This is a genomic window from Paraburkholderia sp. SOS3 (assembly GCF_001922345.1).
Lineage (GTDB): Bacteria > Pseudomonadota > Gammaproteobacteria > Burkholderiales > Burkholderiaceae > Paraburkholderia.
Genome location: NZ_CP018812.1, coordinates 1 through 19,707 on the forward strand (window position 1 = coordinate 1; position 19,707 = coordinate 19,707).

The window sequence follows — 19,707 nt, forward strand, 5'->3', positions numbered from 1 at the left end:
GGCGCCGGCTCGATCGCCCTGACGGTCAGTGTGTGGCTGAACCTCGTGAACGCCGTGAACAACGGGCAATCCGGGTTGCGCGGTCCGTCGCAGAACGTCATCGCGACGCTCGGCACGTCGCCGAATGTGCCGAACCTCACGGCGACCTACCAGCTGTCGGGCGGCACCGATGGCGCTGCAGGCGTGTCGGACAACACGCTGCTCGGCGCCGATGGCCTTGTGCGCTCGGGCATGTATGCCCTGCGCAAATCGGGCGCACAGGTCGGCAACCTGATCGACTGTACGAGCCAGAACACATGGAGCGCGCAGCTCGCCTTCGGCCTGCAGGAAGGCATCTATTTCCACGGCGCGAACCCGGCGGGCACCAGCATCACGGACAGCGCGACGAATCTCGCGAATTCTGGCGTGGACGGGTATGGCTTCATGTGCCTGGTAGGCGACTGGACGTTCTTCAACGATACGGTCAACGGTGTCCAGCGCATGGTCTCGCCGGCGACGTACACGTCGGCGCTTCAGGCCGCGACGAGCCCCGAGCAGTCGATCCTGAACGCTCCAATCAACGGCATCATCGCGACGCAAAGTAGCCTGCAGAACCTGACGTATAGCGACGCGGAGATCGCGCAGTGCTCGACGTCGCGTCTCGATGTCGTGACGCTTGGCGCGCCGGCGGGCAGCATCTTCGCGTGCCGCACCGGCCAGAACGCGAGCAGCAATAGCGCAACGAATGGCGACAACTACACGCGCATGACGAACTACATCGCGTTCACGATCGCGAGCGCGTTCGGGTATGTGCCGGGCAAGGTGCAGACGATCAACCTGCGCCGCAACGTGAAGGGCGCGATGGACGCGTTCTTCGCGAACCTGCAGACCAACAACATGATCGGCAACGTCAACGCGCCGACACAACCCGGCTGGTCGGTGGAAATCGACGCGAAGAACAACCCCTTCAGTCAGGTCGCGCTCGGCTACATGCAGGCGCTCGTGAAGGTGACCTACCTGTCGATCGTCCGCTACTTCCTCGTGAACATCGAGGGCGGTCAGACCGTGACCGTAACGCCTGTCCAGAACCCCTAAGCCGTCCATCACCCTGTTGGAGTAAGCCATGCCGCAAAACGGTTTAAACCTCGGCGCGCGACTACAAGTTCGACATCCTGACGGCGACGGGCCCCCTCGTGCTGCCGACGCTGCTGAACTTCAAGCGCCGCAAGATCAACCAGAAGCTCACGGTCAAGCCGCTGAACAGCTTGCCAATCCAGCTCAACTTTCAGGAGGGCGGCTGGGAGGCTCGTTCGAAGTGTCGCGCGCCGATGCGACGCTGGACGCCTACTTCGCCTCGATCGAAGCCTCGTATTACGCGGGTGTGAACCAGCCACCCGGCTTTATTCAGGAGACCATCGAAGAAGTGGCCGGCGTCGTGAGTACTTTCCAGTACCAGGGCGTCGTTCTCTACTTCGAGGATGCCGGTGACGCCGAGGCCGAGAAAAACGTGATCCAGCGCGTGTCGTTTGCTGCCAGCACGCGCATTCAACTCAACTGACCATGACCGAACTGAACGTTACCGAAACCAGTGGCGACAAGCTGAACGACGAGCTCATGATCACGGGCGATACGCTCAACGTGCCGGTCGGCGACGGCCGCACGCTCACCCTCACCTACCCGGGCCCGCTCGCGCAATACGACATGGTGCAGGCGATGGGAGCGGAGGCAGCCGACAACGCGCGTCTCGTGCGTATGTACCTGCCGCTCATCTACCTGAGTGCGATCAACGACGAGCGTCTCTCGCCGTGCACCACGTTGCGCGAAATGCGCGGCCTCGTGACCCGTCTCGGCCATAAGGGGCTCGCCGCGCTTCAGCGCGGCGTGAATGCTTTCGACAGGCGCGACGAGAAAGATCTGGTCGATCAGGCAAAAAAATAAGCCGGACTCGGGCCTGCGTCAGGTGCTGATGCTGACAAGGTCGGGGGTCCCGTGGGAAGTCGCGACGAAGCTTTCGCGCTCGAATCTCCTGGGCTTTTGTATTGCCGTCGGCGAGCTTGAGGGCCGCAAGTGGTCGTGGTCACAGATGGAATGGGCGCGCCCTGAATGAAAACGTACCAGTCCTTCGGTGCCTTCGCGCGAGCGATGGAGCGCGCGGTGGCCGAGCTCGACGTCGCCTATGCCGCAGCAATGGAGACGGGCGCCATCCTCGTCACGGCAGAGGCCAAAGCCGAGTTCGGCCACTACCAGCGCGAAGACATGGGGCCGCTGACTCCCTGGGCCGAGCTGAAAGACGAGACGAAGCAGGAACACATTCAGGCGATCGTCGACGGCGAGGCAGCCGACGACGCTGGGCCGAACACGCCGCTGCTGGGTGAAAGGTGGCCTTCGTGACAGCGTCGAGCATGAATCTGACGCGCGCCAGTTTATAGTGGGTAGCGAGTCGGAGATCATGGTCTATCAGGAAGAAGGCACCGGAAGGCATTCCGCCGCGCCCGGTGCTCGCGACGGCGATGTACCGGCACGCCGAAAACATCGTGAATATCGTCGGACAGGCCGTCGAAGACACTCTGGCAGGCAAAAAATGATCAACGCGTACGCAATCGGCGTCGGCGCCACGTTGGAGGACAACGTATCCGGCCCGCTGATGCGCATCGTGGAGTGGCCGACAAGGCCAACGCCGCCATGCTCGAGTTCGCCTCGAATGCGCGCAAGGCGTCGGCGGCCGGGGCGAGCATCGCGCGCAGCTTCGACAAGGCGGCGACCGCAGCTACCGCGCTCGGTGACAGCGCAGGCAGTCTCACGCGCGCCAGTTACGTGCTCGACACGATGGCGGCCAGCAGCGCTGACCTCGCGCGCAATATGGCGGCCGCGCGAACCGAGGCTGCCGGCATGCGCACGCCCGGCGTCCCCGGCGGTCCGCGGGTGCCCGGTGGTGGCGGCCCGGCAGGTGCGACCGCTGAGCCGCGCGCGAGCGGCAGCATCGGCACGGCGACGGGCGTCGCCACGGCCGGAATGCTCTTTGGCGCATATGAGAACGCCCGCCTGACCGATCAGAACGTCAAGCGGTCGCTACCGCGCAGGTGCCGTTCGACCAGTGGCAGCCGAGCATCGAGAACCTGCGCGATCGCGAAATGGCGTACGCGAGCAAGTACGCGTGGCTACGGGCGGCCGCATTGAGCCGTTCGGCGAGTCGATGCTGGAGGGTTCCCGGCTGCTGCGTACGCTGTCGCCCGACAAGCAGAAGCAGATGATGGACTTCGCGATGCCGTACATCGCGCTCGAGGCGAAGCTGAAAGGCGTCTCGATGACCGAGTCCACGGACGCGTTTATCGGCCTGTCTCACATGGCGGTGCGTACGATCCGAAGCAGGCTGAGCCGCTTTTCGAGTCGATGCTCCAGGCGTCTCTCACCTCGCACGCATCGCTCGGGCAGATTGCGCGCGCTGCGAGCTACGCACTTCCGGCACTCCATGCGCCGGCGCAAATTCGAGTGATGTGATGCTGCTCGTCGCCACGATGATGCAGGGCGGCATCATGAACACGAAGAGTGGCACGTGGCTGAACGCAATGGCGGGTAACACCCTGCCGAACACGCTCGGTAGCGGGCTGTTCTCGAACAGGAAACAGAACGAGGCACTGCACGATCTCGGTCTATATCGCGGCAACCAGGCGCAGTTCTATGCGAATGGCAGCATGGACCTGATGAAAATCGTATCCATTCTTGCCGACGACCGGCAGAAGATGGAGCCGCTCAAGTTCAACGCCCTTCTGAAGATGGCGTTCGGCACGCAGGGTCAACGCGGCGCATCGTTCTTCAGCGAAGACACGACGCTGCAAAACCTGCATGCTCTGTCGGGGCTGAAGGACCTGTCCCAGCCGCCGATGGACGTGGCAGGATGATGCAGCAGGTCAGCACGGTCGGCCTTGCGGACCAGACCATCGCGAACGCCAACATCATGCTGATGAACGGCACAGCAACGCTCATGGGGCCGATCAACTCGGCCCTTCGAGGCGCGGGCTCGTTCTTCGGAGCGACAGCCGATTTTTCGAAAGACCATCCCATCGCGGGAGGCGCGCTCGACTTCGGATTGCTCTTCGGAGGCGCGGTTGCCGGTCTCACCACGTGGAAAGGCGCCAAGAGTGCGGCCGGATGGGTCGAAAAAGGCGTCGTCAGCCTCACGAAATATCTGACGCGCACGACGGCGACGCTGATTGCCGAAGCGGCGACGTCGCTCACAGGCGAAGCGATCGGCGCTGCCGCGATCGCGGAGGCCGGCGGCGCAATCTCGATCGGCGCGCTGGTGCTCGGCGGCATTGCCTACCTGATCCATCACGCGATGGATAGCGTGACGTCCAAGATGTCGCCGGACGATCAGGCGAAGTTCTATCAGGACGTCGCAGGCGGCGAGCCCATCTCGTTCGGGAACAAGGTCACGGCTCCGCCGCACCCGGCCAAGGCGCCTGACGTCCACGTGAACGTGAACGTCGATGGTCACGAAGTCGCGTCGCACGTTCAGTCGAAGATGATTCCGCCCAAAACTACGGGCCCCACCGGCATGAATCCGGACGCGGCGCCGTTTAGCCCTGGCATGGGGATGTACTGATGGCCGCACCTTTCGTCACGCTCACGCTCGACACGCCGAATGGGTCGTTCGTGTTCAGCGGCGCGGAGGTTCCGGAAAACATCCCATTCGGCGGAGCGCAGCTGCTCGACAAGCACGTCATGATCGGCGGCCGTCGTCGCATCAATGCGCTGGGCGCCGACGACATACCGTTGCAGTGGTCGGGGCTCTTCCTGTTCGCATCGGCGGTGCCGCGCGCCCGGTTTCTCGATTCGGTGCGGCGCGAAGGGCTGCAATGCACGCTGTCCTGGGATCAGCTGCGGTATCAGGTCGTCATCGACCAGTTCCGGGCGACGTACAAGTACCCGTTCCGGGTCCCTTACTGGATCAGCTTCGAGGTCATTCAGGACCAGACCGCGACGGTCGATTCCGTGCCTGCCGTTACGCCGGCACAGTCGCTAGCGACCGATATGGCGCGCATGGGACGCTTTCGAATTGCCTCGGTGATTCGACGTTAAACGGTCTGGTCGGCGACCTGCAAAGCGCGATGAGCGACATTCAGGCGGCCGCGCAGCCGATTGCGAACGGACTGAAGGCGGTCACGTCGTTCATCAGCGGCGTGGCCAACTGCGCCGATCAGGTCGTGAATGCAGCGGTGTCGACTGTCGCTGCAGCCGCGGCTCCGCTTGCCGCCGTTGCGACGCGCGTGCAGTCGATGATCGCGAACGCTGAAGGCGTCGTGGCCACTGGCGCTGGCGTGATACCCGGCTTGCCAGCATCGCAGAACGTCTTCAACGCACTGGCGAAATTGAACGCGACGGTGCAGTTGCCCGAACTGTACGAATTGCGCAGCATCACCGCGCGTATGCAGACCAACCTGCCGCTCGTTGCGACGCCGACCAGCCCAAGGTCGATCACGGTCGGCGGCGGCGATCTGTACACCATCGCGTCGCAGCAGTATGGCGACGCAAGCCGATGGACCGATATAGCGGCAGCCAACGGTCTTACGGACCCTGTTCTCACCGGCATCAACACGCTCATCATTCCCGCCTGACATGCTGAACCAGCTACCCACCACAGGAACGCTCGCCGCGCCGCGCGCGATCCTGAAGGTGGGGTCGAAGATCATCGAATGGGACCTGTGGGATGCCGAGCACAACGGTATCTATGAGGCGGGCACGATCCGCATCGAGGTGCCGGGCAACTATGCGGACTGGCCGTGGTGGACGCAGCAGACCGAGATCCTCGTTGACGTGTACGTCGGGTTTCCGAAAGACCCGATGAACTATTCCGCCGGCGATATGACGTTGCTCCAGACGTACCGGATCGATTCCATCCGGCCGAACTGGCAAACGCTCGGCATTTCTCTGGCCGGCCGCGACCTGACCTCGTTGCTGACCGATCAGAAGATCGACGTCAAATTCCCGAACCAGACCGCGAGCCAGATCGCGACGCAGATCGCGCAACAGGTCGGCCTGACGCCGAACGTGCAGGCAACGACGGATCTCGTCGGCCGGTTTTTCACGCTCGATCACGTGAGCCTGCACCACGAGAAAACGATGTGGACGCTGCTCACGTACCTCGCCCAGCACGAAGGGTTTCAGTGCTTCGTGCTCGGCCGCACGCTCTACTTCGGCAAGTTCAGCAGCGCGCTCTCGAACGAGCCGTTCCTGATCCAGTGCGACCCGCCAAACACTCAGCGCCCCTACCCGACCAGCAATGCGACGAACCTCGAGTTCGAGCACGACCTCACGCTCGCGCAGGACGTGAAGGTGCGCGTGCGCAGCTATCACGGCGACAAGAACGCGGTCTACACGTCGATTGCAACGGCGAGCCGCACCGCAAAACGCATCGAGCGGGACGCGGACCTTGCGCAGAGCGTGCAGACGTTCGACTTCATCTTCAACGGCCTGACGCAGGCGCAGTGCGACGCAAAGGCGCAGGAACTGCTTACGCAGATCAGCAAGCACGAGCTGAAGATGAGCGCCCGGCTGCCTGGTGAAACGCTGATTTACCCGTGGACGCCCATCGTCGTGCAGGGTACCGGAACGCCCTTCGACACCACCTATCAGGCCGCGCGCGTGCGCCGCACGTTCCGTGCGAAGCCAGCGAGGTTCGAGGTCACTGTGCACGGTAAGACGGTGACCGCTCAACAGACCGTGGCGCTTTCATGATCGAGCACATCAAGCGCGTCGTCTCGGAGTTCATGGCGAACTTCATGTCCACGAAGTACGGACAGATCAGCGCCTACAACCCCGACGACTACACCGTGAAGGTGCTGCTCATGCCGACGCTGAAGGAAACGGGCTTCATCCCGCTAGGCGCGCAATGGGTTGGCAACGGGTTCGGCGCGGTATTCGGGCCCGCGATCGGCGACGCAGTGCGGCTCGATTTCGTCGACGGGCGCGTTGAGGTAGCGATCGTCGGCTCGCGATTCTTCAATAACTCCGCGCGGCCGCCGGTTGTTCAGTCAGGTCAGGCCGCGATCGTCGACAGCACCGGATCCTTCGTGAGGCTGAACAACGACGGCACGATGACGTTCGGCGCGCCGGAGCAGATCAGCATGGCATCGAAGTCGATCGTGCTGCAGGCGACGCAGACCATTGGTCTTACCGCTGGCACCGAGGCGACGGTCTCCTCGCCGCAGATCGAACTGGACGGTCAGGTCACGCAGGGGACCGGTCCGCAGGGCGGCGAAGCCACGTTGAACGGCCCCGTGACCGTCAACAACGACCTCACCGCGCAAGGCAAGAGCGTGCACAACCACACCCACCTTGAACATGGTGCTGGAAGTCAGACCAGCCCACCGACCTGAGAGCAAGGCAATGCCCGATTCCTTCCACTGGTGGGGCCAGGACATTCAGTTCTCGGCCTCTGGGGACGATCTGCTTGCGACAGGCGTAACGGAACTCAACCAGCGCATCGTGCGCGGGCTGCTTACGCCTCCCGGCACGTACATCTGGCATCCGACGTATGGAGCCGGTCTCGGCCGCTTCGTCGGCCACGCGCTCTCGCCCGAAGAGCTTGCCGAGATCCAGTCGCTGATCAATTCGGTCGTGATGGTCGAGCCGGATGTGCAGAAGCAGCCGCCGCCGACGATCACATATCAGCACGACGCGACAGGGTTGCTGAGCGTGACGATCCAGTACATCTACGCGCCCACGGGCGTGCCGCAGACGCTGAACTTCAACGTGCCCGCATATGGCTCTTAACACGCAAAGCTTCACGACGATCGTCCAGCAGCAGGTCGCGGCGATCCAGTCGGCGGTCGCCTCTGCGGCGACGGGCGTCGCGGTCTTCCTGTCGTTCGTTATCGGTTCGCTCGAGCTCGCGCGCGTCGAGGCCGTCGCCGGCGTGACGATGTGGCTGCAATCGCTCGTGCAGCAGGTGCTCGCGACCGCGCGTCTTTCGACGTCCGAGGGCAACGACGTCGACACGTTCATCTCGGACTTCGGCTGCCCGCCGCGCGAGCAGGCTGTCGCATCGACCGGGCAGGTCGTCTTCTCGCGCTTCACGCCGACTGCGCAAGCGACGATCCCTGCGGGCGTTTTCACGCCCAATCCGGACGGCATCGGCGGCACGTATTCCGGCGGGGCAATGGTGCTCACCGCGGACGGTACGCAGCCGTTTCAGGTGATTCCCGATTCGTCCCAGACCTACTACAACGCAGCGGCGAATGCGTACATCATCCCGGCCGGTGTGACGAGCGCGCAGGTCACCGTGCAGGCGCAGAACGCTGGCACGCAGGGCAACGTCGCAGCAGGCAGCATCACGACGATCTCGACCGCTATCCAGTACGTCGACACTGTCACGAACCCGAGCGCCTTTGCGAACGGCGTGAATCAGGAGAGCGACGAAGCAGTGATGGCGCGCTTCCAGCTCTACATTCAGGGCCTGCGCGCAGCTATCAAATCGGCGGTGGAATCCGCCATCGACGGCCTCGAACAGGGCATCCAGTACGAAATCGTCGAGAACGAGGCGATCGACGGCACACCCTTCTACGGCTATTTCTATGTCGTCATCTCGCCGTTCACGGACACGCTGCAGGAAGCTGTCTATTCGGCTATCGATGCGATTCGCGGGCTGAGTATCCGCTTCGACGTGTTCGCCGCGTCGGACCTGACCGCGAATGTCACGGCGACGGTCACAGCGGCGCCAGGGTACACCCTTCCCGATGTCGAGGCTGCCGTGAAGAATGCGATCGAATCGTTCATCGCGTCGATCCCGCTTGGCGGCTCGCTGCTCTGGACGCAGCTCTTCTCGGTCATGTGGGCGGTCCCCGGCGTGGCGTCGGTCGCGAACAGCATGACCATCAACGGCAGCAACGCTGACCTCGTCGCAACCGCGCAGCAGACGATCGTCGCGGGCACGATCACGGTGAACTGATGGCTAAGGGCGATCAACAGGACATCTTCAGTCGCCTGAAGGCGCAGTTCCCGAAGTCGTGGTTCAAGGCATCGCCGAACTTCGACGCGACGCTACAGGGGCCCGCGTGGGCACTGTCGTCGATCTACGCGCAGATCACCTACGCGGCGCTGCAGACGCGCATCGCGACGGCGACCGACGGTTACCTCGACCTCATATCGAACGACTTCTTCGGCACGTCGCTGCCCAGACTGACGAACGAACCGGACGGCGATTTTCGCGCGCGCATCCTCGCGAACCTGTTCGTGAAGGGACCGACGCGCGCGAACATGTCGGCGGTCCTCACGCTTGTCACCGGGCGCACGCCGGACATCTTTGAACCGAGCAGGACCGACGACTCAGGCGGCTTCGACGGTGCTTTCTACTGGGACACCGGCGTCGGCAAGTGGGGCGCGCCGATGCCCTATCAAAGCTTCGTGACGGCCTATCGGCCCATCACCAATGCTCAGTCGCTCGGCGAACTGGATTCCTGGCGCTGGTCATTCGACTCATACGGTGCCTGGTCCGACGCGCAGATTACATCGGTGACGGATGCCGCGATCATCGCGGCCGTCGAGTCGACCAAGATGCTTGGCACAGTCGTATGGCTGCGTATCGCCAATAACCCGGTCACTCCCTGACCCACTCTCACCTTCCGCTTTAACGAGCCGCCTTCGGGCGGCTTTTTCTTTTTTCTGGAGCCTGAATGGATCGCGCAACCGTCTATACGCAGGAACAGGGCCGCAGCGTCGATTTCCTGTTCGCGCAGCGCGCCACGATGATCGCTATCGCGAAGCTCGCGCAAGCTGCGCTCGGCAGCAACACGATTGTGCGAGGTCTCGCCGTTACGCCGAATTCGCCGGCCGCGCTGAACGTGCTCGTCGGCATCGGCGAGATCTACACGATGGCGCAGGTCGATGCGACGACGTGGGGATCGCTGGGCGCCGACTCAGACGTCATCCTGAAGCAGGGCCTCAACATGGCGGCCCAGACGATCTCGACCCCCGCGCCGTCGACGAGCGGCTTCAGCATCAACTACCTGATCGAAGTCCAGTATCAGGATCAGGACACGACACCGGTCGTATTGCCCTTCTTCAACAGCGCGAATCCGCAGCAGCCGCTGAACGGTCAGGGTGGCAATGGCGCTCCGCTGCCCACCGAGCGTCAGGGCGTCTGTGCGATTCAGGCGAAGGCCGGTGTCGCGGCGACGACCGGCACGCAGGTGACGCCTTCGGTCGACGCGGGCTGGACCGCGATCGCGGTCGTGACGGTCGCCAATGGCCAGAGCACGGTGACGACCGGCAATATCTCCGTTCCGGCCGGCGTGCCGCAGATCACGAGCCTGCTGAAGATGATGCAGCTCGGCTCATCGCAATATGCAGTAGACAGCAGCACCACGGCAAACCAGGTCGCGCTCGCGCTGACGCCGCCCATCACGTCGTACACCGATGGACAGGAAATCGTCTTCAAGGCCGCAAACAATAACACCGGGCCGTGCACGATCAACGCGGGCGGCGGCTCGGTTCCTCTGGTTGGTGCGGCCGGTGCGCTTCAGGGCGGCGAGATCGTCGCGGGCAAGCAATACACGGTGCTATATAGCGCATCGCTCACGGAATTTGTTCTGAGCGGACAGACTGGCGGCTCTCTCCAAATATCTCCCGCTACGGCAAGCAATCATGCGGTGACGTTGGGGCAGGTTCAGAATCACGGCCTCCAAACCATCACTGGCACCGGAAACTTCACGGTCCCCGCGAACGTGTTTTTCCTGCGGTATCGCATGTGGGGCGGTGGTGGTGGCGGCGGCGGCGTCGGGTCGGCCGGGAATGGTGGCGCTGGTGGTGCGGGCGCCGGAGAATTTGCTGAAGGCGTAATCGCAGTAACGCCGGGCCAGATCATTTCCTGCGCAATCGGAGCGGCGGGAGCCGCTCCGGGCCCTGGCGGCGGTGGCGGCACAGGAGGAACGACGTCGTTCACGGCTGGTAGCACTACCATTACATGCGCAGGCGGTAGCGGAGGAGCGGCAAACGCAGCCGGCGGAGGCAATGGCGGAAGCGGTGGCACCGGCGGAACGGGGGCCGCTGGAACGCGCATCCCGGGCGCTTCGGGTGGATCAGGTGCTGGCGCCAGTGGAACAGGCGGCCAAGGCGGATCAACTGGGGGCGGAGGTGGTGCAGGAGCGGGTGGCGCCACTGGTTTGGCAGGTTCTGGCGCTGCGCCTGGCGGTGGCGGCGGTGGTTCCGGCGGCGCTGCTTCGAATAATGGTACGTCAGGTGGACGCGGTCAGATTAACTTCGAATGGTGATTTATGGAGATGCAAACCTACGCTCTTGTAGAAAACGGAATCGTAGTAAATACGATCGTTTGGGATGGCGACACTCAAGACTGGTCGCCTCAATCTGGGCAGACTGCCGTTCTTGTCCCGGCCAATGCAGGACCGGTATCGATCGGATGGACCTATAGCAACGGAGTTTTCTCCGTCTCGACATGATACGATGCACCCCAATAACATGGGGTGCAATGACATGATTCAAACGGGTGTTGGAGCCGCAATATCTCGGCTTTCCATGTCTATAAAGCACAGGATCGTCGGGCGGGCAATCTCCAGACTGGATAGCAGCGAGAAGTTGTCCGCCCCTGAAATTGAGCCGATCAATCCGGAAACGGATGAGCAGGTGCTTGCCCGTGCTGAGGCGATTATCGGTCGTGCGATTGATCTCGGCAGAAAGGGTCGATTGAAGGCGGTTCCCGAGGCGATCGCAGTCGGTGCTACTGAAAATTGCAACCTGGAATGCATCATGTGCCCGGGTCACGCTGGCATGAAGGGGCCGATGATCTCGGTCGATGAAGCAGAAATGCTTTTCGCATCGATGGCCATCGAGGGCGCTCATTTCGGCAGCCCTAAAATTTTAGACATGACGTCTGGTGAGCCGACGTTAAACCCTGAACTCGGCACGATTTACGGTCGATTCAAGGAGCTTTTCCCTGACGCCAAGATCTCAATGATCAGCAACGGGACCATCCCGGTACGCGGACGGATAAAGGAGGCATTCGAACATGCCGATCGCGTTGGCCTTTCAATGGATGGAGCGACTCAAGAAACGTATGAGCGAATCCGCCAAGGATCAGTCTGGAAGAACGTCGTGCGCAACGTGAAGGAAGTTGCCGAGATCAAGAGGTTAGGCGAGAACTGCGAGACGTTACAGATCATGATGGTTGTCATGGACCAAAATATCCATGAACTCCCGGAAATGGTGCGTTTCGCGCATTCGGTAGGGATCCCCCAAGTGTTTGCGCAGGCGGCCGAGGTACGTGGCGCCCCGTTCAACATCAAAGGTCTAAATGTTTCCTTGGATATGTCCAAGGAAAATCTTGCGCCAATCATCCGTGAAGCTAAAGATGAGGCGGAGCGCTTAGGCGTCGACTTATCGCTAACCTCTCATCTGGAAGACGCGTTACGAGATGACGTGCCGCAGCCGGTTTCGCCCGTGATACCGAATCGCGCAAAGGAAGCGCACAAACTGAGCGTGGCGATTAAGACTTGCAACGTGCCGTGGGTGCATGCTCCGCGTATCTCCAAGAACCGGCAAGGAATTTATCCAACCGTCGTGTGCTGCCATATGCCCCAGGTGCATGGGGCTGGAAATCTCACACATCATCCCGAGTTCATCGACAAGCCGATCAACGACATTTTTAACTCGGATTTCTATTGGGGAATTCGGGCAGGGTTGCTCGACGGTTCTCTGGCGGAGGACGCTTGCAGGGGCTGCCAGTACCATCAAATGACCCAATGGACGGCAGCCCAATTGCGAGAGCTTGAACAAGCATCGGATGCCGCAGAATCGGCGTAAAGCACTCCACAGAGCGGGAGTCAAAACTTGACCTTCATTTCCAGCACGTCGGCGTCATTCCACAGCGGCGGGATGTTCCGCGAGTTGCTATTGAGGCGCATGAAGTAGTGCCGGTATGACAGCGTGAACCGGCCATTGCCGACCGAAGCGCCGACGACAGGTGCAACGGACCAGTATGAGTCCGAGATGCTGATGTTCTGCTTCGGAACACCGGGCCATGCCTGCCAGTCGGATACGCTCTCCGACCAGCTATCCCGGTGGATGTATGCGCCGGCCTCGACGCCCAATCGCACGCCATGGAGCCAGTAATACGGCTCTAACGTGAGTGCAGCCCCCTGAGACCGGCCCTCGCCTGTGAAGTAGGCTTGAGGAACGTTCACTTTTGTCTGGTACCTGTGAGAGTTGGCGTCGTAGTTGTCGTCATTCGGCGTGCACCAGCATTCAGCGGCAGCGCGCCCAAGATTGACGTATTCGGCATGCCAGTCGATTCCCCACTTGCCGCGTGTGATGAGCGGGCCGGTGAGGCCTAGAGAGAATGCGGGCGGCTTGCTGGTGACGCTCGATCCGCCGGGGATGCCTTGCTGCAGCCAGCGGCCGTCTTGCGTTTGATACTTCGCGGCGCCGATGCCGATCTCGCCCTGCACGTAGTCGTTGATATAGTCGGCTCGCGCCTGCGTCGCGGCCGCGCAGCCGAGCGTCATTACGACGGCGGCTGCTCTCCAGCGGGAGCCGACAGGTCGATGGTTGCGCCGGCTTTGCGCATGCGATCGAGGATTCGCTCGATAGCATCGGCGCTCAATTCGAGTCGCGCCATCGCGAAGAACAACATGTGAGCGCTGATCTCGCGCCGGTTGTTCCCTGACGGCGACGTATATCGCCGAAATGCCCGATTGCCGGCCACACCGAACAGGTCGGCCATCTGCTGACCGGTGAGTCCGAGCTCCGTTTTCAGGCGCTCGATGTCCTCTGGACTCGGCGGCGTGTATTGCATGTCGTTTTGAGAGAGCGCGAAAAAGCGCACGAAAGCTGAGCTTCATGATCGTCCTTTCGGGGTGTCGGACCGCGCGAAGTGCGAGGTGCCAGTGCGATCAATGCTAGGACCAACGGTCCCATAAGTCAAGTGCGTCAAAACCAGCCGCCCACGAGGCGGCTTTTTCTTTTCTCGGGGACCCAATGACAGAGCAGAAAGCTGGCGCGTCCGCGCGCGTCGAAGAGCGCCTGAAAGATGGCGACCGGCGGTTCTCAAAGCTCGAGCAACGGCTCGACCGTAGCGACCGAGAAGTACGCGAGCACCTGCAGTCGCAAGACGAAAAGATCGCGGCTATCGCGGCCGCCGTAACGGAGATCAAAAAGGACACGCGCGTGATCGTCGAGACGTGGGACGAAGGCACGCGCGCCGTGCGTTTCTTCTGCCGGATCGCGCAAGGCTGGCGCTTCGTTTTGCGCCAGGTGCTGTTCCCCGTCGTGATCCCCTGCTTCGCCCTCTACGCAGTGCTTTTCTATGCGGTCCACGGCCATTTCCCTTTGTGGCTCGCTGACACCGTCAAGCTGATTCTCGCGATCGTCTAGCCATGAACATCACCCTGCTCGAAGCGGAACTGCGGCGCGACGAGGGCACGAAGTACTCGCCCTACATCGATTCGACCGGCAATCAGACGATCGGTGTCGGCCGCAACATGAAGGCGAACCCGATACCGAAGGACTGGACCTTCCCGCTCACGGATGCACAGGTCAACCAGCTGCTCGCCGAAGACATCCAGACCGCGTGCGCGAGCCTCGACCGGTTTCTGCCATGGTGGCGACAGCTCGATGAAGTGCGCCAGCGAGTGATGGCGAACATGTGCTTCAACATGGGCATCGGCACTCTGCTCACCTTCCGCAACACGCTCACAAACATCAAGCAGGGCTTTTACACCGCGGCCGCCACCGGCATGCGCGCCTCGCTGTGGGCGCGACAGGTGCACGGCCGCGCGCAGCGTCTCGCGCAGGCGATGGAGACGGGCGTCATGCCGACGACATAAAAAACGGCCCCACCACTTTCGAGACGGGGCCGAGGACGAGATTGCTCAAACGTCGAGCATCTTTACCTTAGCAACCGTTCCGCCTTCCACCAAGGTTTGCAATCGCCCCGCCGCGCGCGGGGCTTTTTCGTTTACGGCCATGAGCGTCCAACAAGTCCACGAACAGAAAGAAACCATCGAGGTCGACGTGCTGCTGCCCGGCCACGACCCGCGCACGACGACGTCGCTATTCCGGCGCTCACGCGCGCAACTCCTCGAGCGCGATGGCGCGCGGTGCTTCATCTCAAACAAGACGGCCGAAGAACTCGGTGCGCCGCTCGAGGCGCACCACCATCCGATCGAGCGTTGCTACGCCGAGATCATCGACTGGCCGAAGTTCGCCGCCGATTGCAAGCGAGGCCTGTGGGGCCCGCACGCCGCCGCGTTCGACTGGCTGTCATTTCTCGCCGCGAAGCCGTTCGACCCGTATCGCTTCGTCGACGACATGACCGTCAACGGCGTGCTTCTCGGCAAGCAGTTCCACACGGCAAAGGACGCCGGCATTCACATGCTGCCGTACCCGATCTGGATCGCGCAGAAATACGCGCGCGAGGGTTACCAGTTCTCTCCAACCGAAGTGATTCACCACGACCCGGAGCATCTATGAACCAGACGTCCCCTTTGAATACGGCGACCGCAGTCGGCGCGGGCGCTGTCGTCGCACCCGTTGTCTCGTATGTCGCAGGCCTGTTTCACGTCACGCTGCCGCTCGACGTGCAGAGCGCGCTCGTCGTGCTGATCGTGGCCGGCGCGCACAAGCTGACGCAGATGCGTGCCGCGAAGCAACCGGCCGCGCCAGCGCAGTGATCGGCGCTGCGTTGCTGGCGCTGGTAACACACGTACAAGTGCTGCCAGTGCTCGATAAGCAGTTCGACGTACAGCCCGGCGCGATCGTCTATGCCGAGATCCCGCCATCGACTCGCCTGAGCCTTTCCGTCGTGAAGGGCGCCGAAGCACCAACCGTCAAAGCCAGCATCCGCTGGAAGTTCTAACCACCTCTCCTGGAAACACTCACCATGAAGAAACTCATGCTGCTCGCGGCAGGCCTTGTCGCGTCCATCGCTATCCTCGCTGGCTGCACGTCGGCACAGCAACAGAACCTCGCGACGCTCGCCGCGCAGGCTCAAACGAACGTTGTAAAGGCGTGCGCGGTCGTGCAGCCGACGCTGCTCGATCTGAGCGCATCGATTCCGGGCGATCCGAATCTCGCGCTACTCGCGCAGGACAACGGCAAGCTGTGCGCGGCCGTCGCAACGCTCGATCCGTCGAACGTGCAAAGCCTCGTGAACACGGTGATCCCGCAGGCTATCGGCCTCCTATCGCTGCTGCCGATCGACGCCGGCACGCGGGCGACGATCCGTCTCGCGCTCGGCGCCGCGTCGATCGCGCTGTCGAACTGGCTGGCCGTCTACGGCACGCCCACCGCCGCGCCGCCGGCGCCGGCGTCGACCGCGGCCGCGAGCGCCTGATGGATCTCGCCGCGCTCTACGCAGCAGTGCTCCGTGCACAGGCTGCGTATGTGATGGATCCGGCGAAAGCGCAGGCTGCGTTCGAAGCTCTCGGCTGCCAGTGGATCGGCCAGTACAAGGATGGCGATAGCCAGGCGGTGCTGTCGCGCGACGCCGCCGGCGAGGTGTGTCTCTCGATCAGCGGCACGCGCTTCAGCGATCATCAGCTCGGCGATCTGTTCGATGACGTCGACCTGTGGCCGGTCGATGTTGGCGGCGGCGCGAAGGTCACGCGCGGCGCGTACGACGGCTGCCATGAGATCTGGCAGTGGGCACTCTCGCAGGTCCCGGCCGGTACCGTGTTCAACGTCGAGGGGCACTCGCTCGGCGGCTGGCGCACCTCGTACACGCCACTGTTCCTGCCGGCCGCGCAGATCGGCAAGCTACACTGCTTCGAGCCGCCCAAGGGCGCGAATGCCGCGTATTACGCGCGCTTCGAGAAAGAACTGGCCGGCATGGTGATCGTCGCGAATGGCCGCGACATCTGGTTCGGGTATCCGCGGCTCGACGATCTATTGCCGTTTCTCGTCGACTGGATTCACAGGCCGGGCGATGTGATGTGGCTGCACGACGTCGGCTATACGACCATTCAGGCCGATGCGTGGCCCGGGGGATTCGATGAGGACGATCACAGCATCGATCTCGTCGCGAGCCGCATTACGGCGATCTACGCGCCGCAGCCGAAGGCCGCTTAACAGGCTATCAGCTGTATTTTCGTTTTACAGTCCAAAGGCTGTATTTCGGCGACGCTCACGCGGGCGTCGCCGCACCTCCGTCATCACCCGCATCGCGCGGCTGCTCGTCAGCCTTCCCCTTGTATTCGCTGATGAAGCCCATCCTCGAGCGTTCGGTCTGCATCAGTATCCGGAACTCATAAAGCGCAACGAGCTGGCCTAACCCTTCAGCTTTCCAACACTTGTCGATCGTCTCGCGACAGGCATCCGCGTCAGCTACCAGCTGGCGCAGCCGTATGACCTCCAGCACAACATTGCGCACGTCCTGATCCGAGCGTGCGTAGATCGCGCGCAACTGCTCCGTCGTCGGTGACGGGAATTCCGGCAGCTTCGGTCGCATATTCTTCACACAAAAAATACTGTATGGATGTACAGTATACCCGTCGCATGCGACCTAAATCACCGCAACCCATGCGGTGAATATCCGCGCATTCTCCGCACGGCCTCACCCCGTGCTCCCGCCATTTTTCCGCGCGGATCGTAACGACGGCTGCCACGGCCGACACGTGGTCGTGGCCTTTCAACGTGCTTGATGATGGAGCTCAACAAGTATGACGACGTACACCGCAAACAACCCCGTCCCGATGCCGGCGTTGCCGACCATCTCGGGTGTGAAACAGGAATTTCTTGTCGCCTCGACCAACGACGGCGTTTCAACGTATGCGCCGGATGGCCTCGCACCAGCGCCGATTTTTGGCCTCGGTGGTCAACAGCTTCAAGGTAATGAAATCGTTGCAGGCGGCATCGCCACGCTCGTTTCATTTGTCGAACCGCTTTTGAATGACGGCGAGCTTTGCTGGATCCTCGTCGGGTGCACGGCAGGCGCAGTGCAAGTTGCCCCCGCAATCGCCAGCGAGCAGGCAGCGCAGTTGAGCCAGGTAACGACGGTTGCCGGCGCAACGCGAAACCTCGCGGCCATTCAATCAGCGGCCGCGTCGACTCTCACATTCACCGCCGACGAGCTGGTCCTCAAAACAGGTCTCGGCGGCCTCCCGATCATCCTGTCGTCGTTCAACGAGACGCTCAACCTGGCCGGACCGGTAGGCATCGGCGGAATGGATGCAGGATCGCCGCCGGCGAACGGCTATGTCGGCATCTACGCGGCCTGGAATCCGACGGCAGGAACGCGAGGCATTTTCGCGACGAACGCAACCAGCTCGATCGTCGGTGAAACGTACGGTGGCCAAAACTTGCCTACCGGCTTTACGTACACGGAACTGATCTCGGTCTGGCCCACTGACTCGGCCGGCAAACTGAAAGTGGGTTTTCAGAAAGAGCGCTCCATCGGGATCGCGCCGGTGACCGTTATGAATTCCGGCGTTCTGACCTCAACGTTTAAAGCTTTCAGCATTGCGTCGGCGGTTCCGATGAACGCCAAGTCGGCCGAACTCAATGGAAATGTCGGCGTGGGAGGGCAGACCGGTATCTCTGCGGACTTTATCGTCGCCTCGACCTCCACTGGTGCGGGCGTCGGCATGGTGGCGGGTTTCAACCCGCCCGATGTGTTCTCGGGAAATGGCAGCAGCAGGTCGATGATCACAATTCCTCAGACGCTCTTCTATGTGCTGACCACGACAGCAACAACGGGCGTCATCAACGCAGAACTCGGTTTGAATTCGTACTCCTTCTGATTAACCCACATCCATTGGAACAGAGATGACGACATACACTGCAACCAATTCCGTGCCGCTTGAGGCACTCCCGACCACGTCCGGTGTGGTTCAGAAATTCCGTGCGGCCGCGACGAACGACGGCCCGTCGACTTACGCACCTGATGGCCCCACCGCGGCCCCGATCTTCGGTCTCGGCGGCCAGCAGTTGCAAGGCGATGAGATCGTCGAAGGTGGTATCGCAACTTTGGTCTCGTTCGTCGGCTCACTGCTGAACGATGGCGACCTGTGCTGGGTGTTGCTGTCATGCGATGCCGGCGCCCAGCAAGTAGCGCCGGCCACCGAAAGCGCGCACGCCGTCCAATTGGGGCAAGTCGAAAACATTGCATCTCCGCTACCGCTTGCGACCTCTGCGTCAACAAGCCCAAATCAGGCGGTCAACCAAAGCCAAGTGCTGGGCGTAGCGCAAACGATCATCGATGTAACGGCATCCCGCACGTTAGGGACCACCTATACGAACACAACTGGAAAGCCGATCATCGTCTATGCTGCAGGAACATGCGGCGTCGGCGGCGGGTCTATCGCCATTACCATCGATGGTCTCGTCGCGCAGATTGGAAACGACAACACCACCGGTCACGCCATCGCGACCAACTTGATCATTCCGGCCGGCTCCGCTTACTCAGTTTTTATTACCGGATCGGTGACGCTGAATTCGTGGAATGAGCTGAGGTAACTTTATCGCCTCATCATCTTTTCGAGCAGCCACCTTCGGGTGGCTGTTTCGTTTCCGCTGCTCTTGAGGCGCAATCTCCCGATGCGCAATTGCGGAAAAGATCTTGGATTGCGGAAATCTTCTGTGGCTCGTTATTGCCCGCTAACCCTTGGTGGGCCGGGTGGGATTCGAACCCACGGTGTCCTTTCGGAGGCGGATTATGAGTCCGCTGCCTGCAACCAGCACGGCGTCCGGCCCAAGAAGAAAAAGACCCGGTCGCAAGGCCGG

The 19,707-nt window shown here is 62.0% G+C and carries 29 protein-coding genes and 1 tRNA gene; 26 read left to right on the forward strand and 4 right to left on the reverse strand.

Annotated elements, in window-relative coordinates; genetic code table 11:
• Positions 1–45 precede the first annotated feature (45 nt).
• The 17 genes from BTO02_RS20040 (at position 46) to BTO02_RS20120 (ending at position 12,792) form a co-directional block, all read left to right on the forward strand.
• Complete coding sequence (locus BTO02_RS20040; protein ID WP_156884064.1) at positions 46–1,074, forward strand: hypothetical protein; 1,029 nt, start codon at positions 46–48, stop codon at positions 1,072–1,074.
• A gap of 28 nt (positions 1,075–1,102) precedes the next feature.
• On the forward strand, positions 1,103–1,537 hold the full coding sequence (locus BTO02_RS34385) for a hypothetical protein (protein ID WP_156883922.1): 435 nt from the start codon (positions 1,103–1,105) through the stop codon (positions 1,535–1,537).
• A gap of 2 nt (positions 1,538–1,539) precedes the next feature.
• The gene (locus tag BTO02_RS20050) at positions 1,540–1,917 is read left to right on the forward strand and encodes a hypothetical protein (RefSeq protein WP_075159034.1); all 378 of its coding nucleotides are present in this window, start codon (positions 1,540–1,542) and stop codon (positions 1,915–1,917) included.
• A gap of 165 nt (positions 1,918–2,082) precedes the next feature.
• Complete coding sequence (locus tag BTO02_RS20055) at positions 2,083–2,370, forward strand: hypothetical protein (protein ID WP_156883923.1); 288 nt, start codon at positions 2,083–2,085, stop codon at positions 2,368–2,370.
• 291 nt (positions 2,371–2,661) lie between these two features.
• Positions 2,662–3,156 (forward strand): hypothetical protein, encoded by a 495-nt coding sequence (locus BTO02_RS20060; RefSeq protein ID WP_156883924.1) that lies wholly within the window; start codon positions 2,662–2,664, stop codon positions 3,154–3,156.
• A gap of 16 nt (positions 3,157–3,172) precedes the next feature.
• Positions 3,173–3,472, forward strand: coding sequence for a hypothetical protein (locus tag BTO02_RS20065; RefSeq protein ID WP_156883925.1), 300 nt, complete (start codon positions 3,173–3,175; stop codon positions 3,470–3,472).
• 4 nt (positions 3,473–3,476) lie between these two features.
• Positions 3,477–3,878, forward strand: a complete 402-nt coding sequence (locus BTO02_RS20070) for a hypothetical protein (protein WP_075159038.1) — start codon at positions 3,477–3,479, stop codon at positions 3,876–3,878.
• Positions 3,875–4,582, forward strand: coding sequence for a hypothetical protein (locus BTO02_RS20075; RefSeq protein ID WP_075159039.1), 708 nt, complete (start codon positions 3,875–3,877; stop codon positions 4,580–4,582). The genes BTO02_RS20070 and BTO02_RS20075 overlap by 4 nt, the downstream gene beginning before the upstream one ends.
• Entirely contained in the window at positions 4,582–5,058 is a 477-nt protein-coding gene (locus BTO02_RS20080) for a hypothetical protein (protein WP_075159040.1), read from the forward strand. The genes BTO02_RS20075 and BTO02_RS20080 overlap by 1 nt, the downstream gene beginning before the upstream one ends.
• A 29-nt stretch (positions 5,059–5,087) precedes the next feature.
• Positions 5,088–5,594: a hypothetical protein gene (locus BTO02_RS20085; protein ID WP_075159041.1), complete on the forward strand. Its 507-nt coding sequence runs from the start codon at positions 5,088–5,090 to the stop codon at positions 5,592–5,594.
• Position 5,595: 1 nt separating this feature from the next.
• Entirely contained in the window at positions 5,596–6,714 is a 1,119-nt protein-coding gene (locus BTO02_RS20090) for a hypothetical protein (protein WP_075159042.1), read from the forward strand.
• Positions 6,711–7,355 (forward strand): hypothetical protein, encoded by a 645-nt coding sequence (locus tag BTO02_RS20095; protein ID WP_075159043.1) that lies wholly within the window; start codon positions 6,711–6,713, stop codon positions 7,353–7,355. The genes BTO02_RS20090 and BTO02_RS20095 overlap by 4 nt, the downstream gene beginning before the upstream one ends.
• Positions 7,356–7,365: 10 nt before the next feature.
• Entirely contained in the window at positions 7,366–7,752 is a 387-nt protein-coding gene (locus BTO02_RS20100) for a hypothetical protein (RefSeq protein ID WP_075159044.1), read from the forward strand.
• Complete coding sequence (locus BTO02_RS20105) at positions 7,742–8,926, forward strand: baseplate J/gp47 family protein (RefSeq protein ID WP_075159045.1); 1,185 nt, start codon at positions 7,742–7,744, stop codon at positions 8,924–8,926. The genes BTO02_RS20100 and BTO02_RS20105 overlap by 11 nt, the downstream gene beginning before the upstream one ends.
• A complete protein-coding gene (locus BTO02_RS20110; protein ID WP_083615276.1) occupies positions 8,926–9,585 on the forward strand; it encodes a hypothetical protein in 660 nt (219 codons plus the stop codon). The genes BTO02_RS20105 and BTO02_RS20110 overlap by 1 nt, the downstream gene beginning before the upstream one ends.
• Positions 9,586–9,650: 65 nt before the next feature.
• Entirely contained in the window at positions 9,651–11,246 is a 1,596-nt protein-coding gene (locus BTO02_RS35420) for a hypothetical protein (protein ID WP_075159046.1), read from the forward strand.
• 220 nt (positions 11,247–11,466) lie between these two features.
• Complete coding sequence (locus BTO02_RS20120; protein WP_198039298.1) at positions 11,467–12,792, forward strand: radical SAM protein; 1,326 nt, start codon at positions 11,467–11,469, stop codon at positions 12,790–12,792.
• A gap of 20 nt (positions 12,793–12,812) precedes the next feature.
• Here the strand turns inward: BTO02_RS20120 and BTO02_RS20125 are convergent, their stop codons facing one another.
• Positions 12,813–13,493: a hypothetical protein gene (locus tag BTO02_RS20125; protein ID WP_075159048.1), complete on the reverse strand. Its 681-nt coding sequence runs from the start codon at positions 13,491–13,493 to the stop codon at positions 12,813–12,815.
• Complete coding sequence (locus BTO02_RS20130) at positions 13,493–13,783, reverse strand: transcriptional regulator (protein ID WP_075159049.1); 291 nt, start codon at positions 13,781–13,783, stop codon at positions 13,493–13,495. The genes BTO02_RS20125 and BTO02_RS20130 overlap by 1 nt, the downstream gene beginning before the upstream one ends.
• A 182-nt stretch (positions 13,784–13,965) precedes the next feature.
• Here BTO02_RS20130 and BTO02_RS20135 point away from each other — a divergent pair, with 182 nt between their 5' ends.
• From BTO02_RS20135 to BTO02_RS20165, 7 genes are all read left to right on the forward strand, one after another.
• Positions 13,966–14,361 (forward strand): hypothetical protein, encoded by a 396-nt coding sequence (locus BTO02_RS20135; RefSeq protein WP_075159050.1) that lies wholly within the window; start codon positions 13,966–13,968, stop codon positions 14,359–14,361.
• A 2-nt stretch (positions 14,362–14,363) separates the two neighbouring features.
• Positions 14,364–14,813 carry a glycoside hydrolase family protein gene (locus tag BTO02_RS20140; RefSeq protein ID WP_075159051.1) on the forward strand — a complete coding sequence of 150 codons (450 nt, stop codon included), beginning with the start codon at positions 14,364–14,366 and terminating at the stop codon, positions 14,811–14,813.
• 139 nt (positions 14,814–14,952) lie between these two features.
• Positions 14,953–15,459, forward strand: a complete 507-nt coding sequence (locus BTO02_RS20145; RefSeq protein WP_075159052.1) for a hypothetical protein — start codon at positions 14,953–14,955, stop codon at positions 15,457–15,459.
• Complete coding sequence (locus BTO02_RS20150) at positions 15,456–15,659, forward strand: hypothetical protein (protein ID WP_075159053.1); 204 nt, start codon at positions 15,456–15,458, stop codon at positions 15,657–15,659. The genes BTO02_RS20145 and BTO02_RS20150 overlap by 4 nt, the downstream gene beginning before the upstream one ends.
• Positions 15,656–15,844 (forward strand): hypothetical protein, encoded by a 189-nt coding sequence (locus BTO02_RS20155; RefSeq protein ID WP_075159054.1) that lies wholly within the window; start codon positions 15,656–15,658, stop codon positions 15,842–15,844. The genes BTO02_RS20150 and BTO02_RS20155 overlap by 4 nt, the downstream gene beginning before the upstream one ends.
• Before the next feature lie 24 nt (positions 15,845–15,868).
• Complete coding sequence (locus BTO02_RS20160; protein ID WP_075159055.1) at positions 15,869–16,321, forward strand: hypothetical protein; 453 nt, start codon at positions 15,869–15,871, stop codon at positions 16,319–16,321.
• On the forward strand, positions 16,321–17,055 hold the full coding sequence (locus tag BTO02_RS20165; RefSeq protein ID WP_075159056.1) for a hypothetical protein: 735 nt from the start codon (positions 16,321–16,323) through the stop codon (positions 17,053–17,055). Before BTO02_RS20160 ends, BTO02_RS20165 begins: the two co-directional genes overlap by 1 nt.
• A 55-nt stretch (positions 17,056–17,110) precedes the next feature.
• Here the strand turns inward: BTO02_RS20165 and BTO02_RS20170 are convergent, their stop codons facing one another.
• On the reverse strand, positions 17,111–17,434 hold the full coding sequence (locus BTO02_RS20170) for a hypothetical protein (RefSeq protein ID WP_075159057.1): 324 nt from the start codon (positions 17,432–17,434) through the stop codon (positions 17,111–17,113).
• Between the two features lie 211 nt (positions 17,435–17,645).
• On the opposite strand from BTO02_RS20170, the gene BTO02_RS20175 reads away from it, so the two are divergent.
• Together BTO02_RS20175 and BTO02_RS20180 are read left to right on the forward strand one after the other, a co-directional pair.
• A complete protein-coding gene (locus BTO02_RS20175; RefSeq protein ID WP_083615279.1) occupies positions 17,646–18,725 on the forward strand; it encodes a hypothetical protein in 1,080 nt (359 codons plus the stop codon).
• 25 nt (positions 18,726–18,750) lie between these two features.
• Positions 18,751–19,440 (forward strand): hypothetical protein, encoded by a 690-nt coding sequence (locus BTO02_RS20180; RefSeq protein WP_156883926.1) that lies wholly within the window; start codon positions 18,751–18,753, stop codon positions 19,438–19,440.
• 149 nt (positions 19,441–19,589) lie between these two features.
• On the opposite strand, the gene BTO02_RS20185 is transcribed toward BTO02_RS20180, so the two are convergent.
• Positions 19,590–19,677, reverse strand: a tRNA-Ile gene (locus BTO02_RS20185).
• Between the last annotated feature and the right edge of the window lie 30 nt (positions 19,678–19,707).

Coding starts and splice junctions, on each gene's coding strand:
- BTO02_RS20130 (WP_075159049.1), bottom strand. CDS start 13,783: ATGCAATACACGCCGCCGAGTCCAGAGGACATCGAGCGCCTGAAAACG.
- BTO02_RS20135 (WP_075159050.1), top strand. CDS start 13,966: ATGACAGAGCAGAAAGCTGGCGCGTCCGCGCGCGTCGAAGAGCGCCTG.
- BTO02_RS20055 (WP_156883923.1), top strand. CDS start 2,083: ATGAAAACGTACCAGTCCTTCGGTGCCTTCGCGCGAGCGATGGAGCGC.
- BTO02_RS20120 (WP_198039298.1), top strand. CDS start 11,467: ATGATTCAAACGGGTGTTGGAGCCGCAATATCTCGGCTTTCCATGTCT.
- BTO02_RS20145 (WP_075159052.1), top strand. CDS start 14,953: ATGAGCGTCCAACAAGTCCACGAACAGAAAGAAACCATCGAGGTCGAC.
- BTO02_RS20070 (WP_075159038.1), top strand. CDS start 3,477: ATGCTGCTCGTCGCCACGATGATGCAGGGCGGCATCATGAACACGAAG.
- BTO02_RS20160 (WP_075159055.1), top strand. CDS start 15,869: ATGAAGAAACTCATGCTGCTCGCGGCAGGCCTTGTCGCGTCCATCGCT.
- BTO02_RS35420 (WP_075159046.1), top strand. CDS start 9,651: ATGGATCGCGCAACCGTCTATACGCAGGAACAGGGCCGCAGCGTCGAT.
- BTO02_RS20170 (WP_075159057.1), bottom strand. CDS start 17,434: ATGCGACCGAAGCTGCCGGAATTCCCGTCACCGACGACGGAGCAGTTG.
- BTO02_RS20180 (WP_156883926.1), top strand. CDS start 18,751: ATGACGACATACACTGCAACCAATTCCGTGCCGCTTGAGGCACTCCCG.
- BTO02_RS20085 (WP_075159041.1), top strand. CDS start 5,088: ATGAGCGACATTCAGGCGGCCGCGCAGCCGATTGCGAACGGACTGAAG.
- BTO02_RS20140 (WP_075159051.1), top strand. CDS start 14,364: ATGAACATCACCCTGCTCGAAGCGGAACTGCGGCGCGACGAGGGCACG.
- BTO02_RS20105 (WP_075159045.1), top strand. CDS start 7,742: ATGGCTCTTAACACGCAAAGCTTCACGACGATCGTCCAGCAGCAGGTC.
- BTO02_RS20075 (WP_075159039.1), top strand. CDS start 3,875: ATGATGCAGCAGGTCAGCACGGTCGGCCTTGCGGACCAGACCATCGCG.
- BTO02_RS20090 (WP_075159042.1), top strand. CDS start 5,596: ATGCTGAACCAGCTACCCACCACAGGAACGCTCGCCGCGCCGCGCGCG.
- BTO02_RS34385 (WP_156883922.1), top strand. CDS start 1,103: ATGCCGCAAAACGGTTTAAACCTCGGCGCGCGACTACAAGTTCGACAT.
- BTO02_RS20100 (WP_075159044.1), top strand. CDS start 7,366: ATGCCCGATTCCTTCCACTGGTGGGGCCAGGACATTCAGTTCTCGGCC.
- BTO02_RS20175 (WP_083615279.1), top strand. CDS start 17,646: ATGACGACGTACACCGCAAACAACCCCGTCCCGATGCCGGCGTTGCCG.
- BTO02_RS20095 (WP_075159043.1), top strand. CDS start 6,711: ATGATCGAGCACATCAAGCGCGTCGTCTCGGAGTTCATGGCGAACTTC.
- BTO02_RS20050 (WP_075159034.1), top strand. CDS start 1,540: ATGACCGAACTGAACGTTACCGAAACCAGTGGCGACAAGCTGAACGAC.
- BTO02_RS20110 (WP_083615276.1), top strand. CDS start 8,926: ATGGCTAAGGGCGATCAACAGGACATCTTCAGTCGCCTGAAGGCGCAG.
- BTO02_RS20065 (WP_156883925.1), top strand. CDS start 3,173: ATGCTGGAGGGTTCCCGGCTGCTGCGTACGCTGTCGCCCGACAAGCAG.
- BTO02_RS20080 (WP_075159040.1), top strand. CDS start 4,582: ATGGCCGCACCTTTCGTCACGCTCACGCTCGACACGCCGAATGGGTCG.
- BTO02_RS20060 (WP_156883924.1), top strand. CDS start 2,662: ATGCTCGAGTTCGCCTCGAATGCGCGCAAGGCGTCGGCGGCCGGGGCG.
- BTO02_RS20125 (WP_075159048.1), bottom strand. CDS start 13,493: ATGACGCTCGGCTGCGCGGCCGCGACGCAGGCGCGAGCCGACTATATC.
- BTO02_RS20165 (WP_075159056.1), top strand. CDS start 16,321: ATGGATCTCGCCGCGCTCTACGCAGCAGTGCTCCGTGCACAGGCTGCG.
- BTO02_RS20150 (WP_075159053.1), top strand. CDS start 15,456: ATGAACCAGACGTCCCCTTTGAATACGGCGACCGCAGTCGGCGCGGGC.